Source organism: Streptomyces sp. NRRL WC-3549 (assembly GCF_000721935.1).
Classification (GTDB): Bacteria; Actinomycetota; Actinomycetes; order Streptomycetales; family Streptomycetaceae; genus Streptomyces.
In genome coordinates this window covers 133,345-136,714 of the sequence record NZ_KL585389.1, presented here as the reverse complement: position 1 = coordinate 136,714, position 3,370 = coordinate 133,345, and the positions used below count along the sequence as shown (strand labels likewise).

Here is a 3,370-nt window from a genome sequence, read left to right as displayed (position 1 = left end):
GTCCCGGGCCGCTCCGTGCGGCAGTGCGGCGCGGGCCTCCGCGTACGCTTCGGCGGCCTGCCGGTAGGCGTGGGCCTCGACGCCCCGGAGGGCGGGACCGGACGCCGCGTTCCAGCGGGCGAGCCGGTCGCCGTCGGGCAGCCGCAGGGCCCGTTCACCGGCCCGGGTGAACCAGATGTCCTCGACCGCCGCCAGGAGCCGGTGCAGGAAACCGGGGTCGGTGAGGTCGCCCGTCGCGGGGTCGTGGGACACGGCGTCCGGAGCGGGCCGGGCGGCGACGAGCAGTTCGCCCGCGGCCTTGGCGTACAGCGCGATGTTGTCGCCCTCGGCGGTGACGGCGCCTTCGATCCCGGTGACCAGTTCGGTCATGCCGTTGTTCTCCAGCAGTGCCTGGGCACCGCAGCGTTCGCGGCTCTGGACGATGACGGCGCGGGCCTGCCAGGTGATCCACGCCTTGGCGACCGCGACCAGCCGTTCCGCCTCCTCCCGGCCGTCCTCGGTGCAGAGCTCCCAGCGGTCCAGCGCGCGGCGGTGGAGCAGGCTCATCGCGAAGACGGTCGCCAGTGCCGAGGCGAGCGGGCCGTGGTGGGTCCGGTAGGCGTTGACCGGCACCTGCCGGGTGCCGCGTGCCGCGGAGATCGTCCGGTGTCCCCCGTAGCGGACGGCGACGGCGAGCGCCGCCCGCGCGGAGCCCGCGGCGCAGGCGCTCATCGAGATCCGGCCGGGGACGACCCGCCCGATGGAGGCCAGGAAGCGCCGGCGGCGCTCGGCGCGCAGGGTGCCGGGGTCCTGCGAGCCGTGACCGTCGTACGCGCCGAGCAGCGCGTCCCGGCCGGCGAACAGCCCGTCGAACGAGGTCAGGCAGTGATCGACGGGGCTGCCCATCCTGGCCGGCAGCGGGCGTACCCGGACGCCGGGCAGGGGCTTCTCACCGTCGGTCAGCGGCACCAGGAAGAGGCGGATGCCGTGGTCCGTCCCCTCGTCCAGCAGGCGGGCGGCGACCAGCCCGCTCTTCGGGCCGCCGACCGGGCCGGTGTTCGGCATGAACTTCTGCGCTCCGGCGTGCGGGGTGTGCAGGACGAAGCCGTCGCGTGCGCGGTCGTAGGTGGCGGTGGTCTCCATGGCGGCGGCGTCGTTGCCGTGTGCCACCTCCGTGCAGAGGAAGGTACCGATGCGCCGCATCGCCAGGTACTCGGACAGGTCCCGGCGGCCCACGGGGTCGTGGTCGAGGAGGCTGCCGAGGAAGAGGTTGTAGTGGATGCCCGCCACGGTGGCGAGCGCGGGGTCCACCGGGGCCACCCATTCGTGCAGGGCCGCCAGTGCGCGCGGGTCGGCCGCGAGGCGTGCCCCGCTGTCGAGGGAGCGGTTCAGGACGCGCAGGCGCTCGTAGGCCAGGGCCAGTCGCTCTTCGGGGGTCCCGCCGGCCGGGCGGCGGAACGGTTCTGTGCTGATCAGCCGCTGCCAGAAACCGTGTTCGTGACGGTATCCGCTGCCGAGGAGGGCCCCGGTCAGCAGTTCGACGGTGGACGGTGGAGCGGTCGGGGTAAGGGTCACGGTCATGCAGTGATGAACGATCGGGGTAGGGGCGAGGACACCGTCAGGGCCCGGGTGCGGGAACGCCGGTCAGCGCCGCCGCGAGCTCCCGCGTGTCGGGCGGCAGGGCGCCGGCCCGGGAGACGGTCACCGCGGCCGACGCCACCGCGTGGCGCAGCACGTCGCCGAGCGTGTCCGGGCCCAGGGTGCGCAGCCGCGCCCTGCCCTCCGGGCCGAGGAGTCCGTGGGCGGCGAGCGCGTGCAGGGTGCCGGACATGAACGCGTCGCCGGCGCCCACGGTGTCGGCGACCCGCACGCGTGGGGCGCCGACGCGCGTCTCTCCGCCGGGCAGGACGGCCAGGGCCCCGTCGGCACCGCGTGTGACGAGGACGAGTGCCGGTCCGGAACGGAGCCAGCGCGCGGCGGCCTCCTCGGGCGGCTCGCCCGGGTAGAGCCATTCCAGGTCCTCGTCGCTGGCCTTGACGACGTCGCTGAGGGCGACACACCGCTCGGCCTTGCGGACCGCGTCGGCGTGAGTGCCCATCAGCTCGGGCCGGATGTTGGGGTCGTAGCTGACGGTCGCGGTCGCGCCGAGCGCTTCGACGGCGTCCAGGACGGTGCCGGCGCCGGGTTCCATGACGGCGGCGATCGACCCGGTGTGCACGTGCCGGGGCGGCGGCCGGTGGGCCTCGGGGGCGGCGAGGGTCCAGGTGACGTCGAAGGTGTACGTGGCACGCCCGGCGTCGTCCAGGCTCACGACGGCGGCCGGGGTGGGTGAGCCACCGCCGTCGGTGAGCACCCGGACCCCGGCCGAGACCAGGTGATCCCTGATCAGCCGGGCGTGGGCGTCGGGGCCGAGCTGGGTGAGCAGAGTGGTGCCGTGCCCCAGCCGGGCCAGTCCGTAGGCGACGTTGGCGGGGCTGCCTCCGGGGTGGACCCGGTCCGCCTCGTCCGGCCGCCGGACAATGTCGGCGACGCATTCACCGATGATCAGCAGGTCGGGTCTCTCGGGCATACGGGCGGCTCTCCTGGGAAAATGCGCCGGCGGCAGGGCGCCCGGGCCGGCCGTGGCCGCCGGACGCTCCGCCGCCGATTGTGCCCTGTGCGCGGGGGACGCCGCCCCCGCCCCCGCCCACGGGACGGTCGTGCGGGGTCAGGAGGCGTCGCCCCCGGGCTTCTCCTCGCCGTAGCGGCGCTCGAACTTGGCGACCTGCCCCTCGGTGTCGACCACCCGCGCCCTGCCGGTGAAGAAGGGATGGCTCTCGGCGGAGATCTCGACGTCGATGACGGGGTAGCTGTTGCCGTCGTCCCAGTCGATGGTCTGCTCGCTGGACGCGGTGGACCGGGTCAGAAAGGCGTAGCCGGCGGAACGGTCGCGGAAGACCACCGGACGGTAGGCCGGGTGCTTGTCCTGCTGCATGCCTGCTCCTGCTGCTGGAGGTGTGGACGGTCGCTTGCCGGGGGTACCCAGGATCGCTCCGTCCGTACGGAGCAGCGGGCACGGAGACCGGAGCCGGTCACCCACTTCCCGGACGTCCCTTCGCGAAGACGGTTCGGGAGGGCCGTCAGGCCGCCCGGGCCGCCTCCACCGCGTCCGCCACCAGCACCAGGAAGCGCGCCAGCGCCTGCGGACTGCACAGGGGCTCCGGGTTCCACGGCACGGTGAGCGCCCCTTCACGGGCCGCCGCCCAGTCCGGGTCCTCGATCCCGTCGAGCGGGACCGCGTTCGAACGGATGTCCGTCAGGACGATGCCGGGCCCCAGGGCCGCCGCCCGGTCCCAGCCGCCGGTGGACCAGTTGACCCCGGGCCCCTCCTCCGGGGCGACCAGGCCGACCC

At 74.8% G+C, this 3,370-nt stretch carries 3 protein-coding genes and 1 pseudogene; all 4 read right to left on the bottom strand.

Annotated features, from left to right (window positions below; all coding sequences use genetic code 11):
• Nucleotides 1-1,560, bottom strand: a 1,560-nt coding sequence (locus IH13_RS0107975; RefSeq protein ID WP_031082325.1) for an acyl-CoA dehydrogenase family protein, incomplete at its 3' end; no start/stop codon positions are given.
• Nucleotides 1,561-1,597: 37 nt separating this feature from the next.
• On the bottom strand, nt 1,598-2,548 hold the full coding sequence (locus tag IH13_RS0107970; RefSeq protein WP_031082323.1) for a carbohydrate kinase family protein: 951 nt from the start codon (nt 2,546-2,548) through the stop codon (nt 1,598-1,600).
• Nucleotides 2,549-2,686: 138 nt separating this feature from the next.
• The gene (locus IH13_RS0107965) at nt 2,687-2,953 is read right to left on the bottom strand and encodes a type B 50S ribosomal protein L31 (RefSeq protein ID WP_031082321.1); all 267 of its coding nucleotides are present in this window, start codon (nt 2,951-2,953) and stop codon (nt 2,687-2,689) included.
• 145 nt (nt 2,954-3,098) lie between these two features.
• Nucleotides 3,099-3,370, bottom strand: a pseudogene (locus tag IH13_RS0107960) (ABC transporter substrate-binding protein); the annotation flags it as partial.

Excerpts from the sequence above, each read along its gene's own strand:
- IH13_RS0107970 (WP_031082323.1), bottom strand. The coding sequence starts at position 2,548 with ATGCCCGAGAGACCCGACCTGCTGATCATCGGTGAATGCGTCGCCGAC.
- IH13_RS0107965 (WP_031082321.1), bottom strand. The coding sequence starts at position 2,953 with ATGCAGCAGGACAAGCACCCGGCCTACCGTCCGGTGGTCTTCCGCGAC.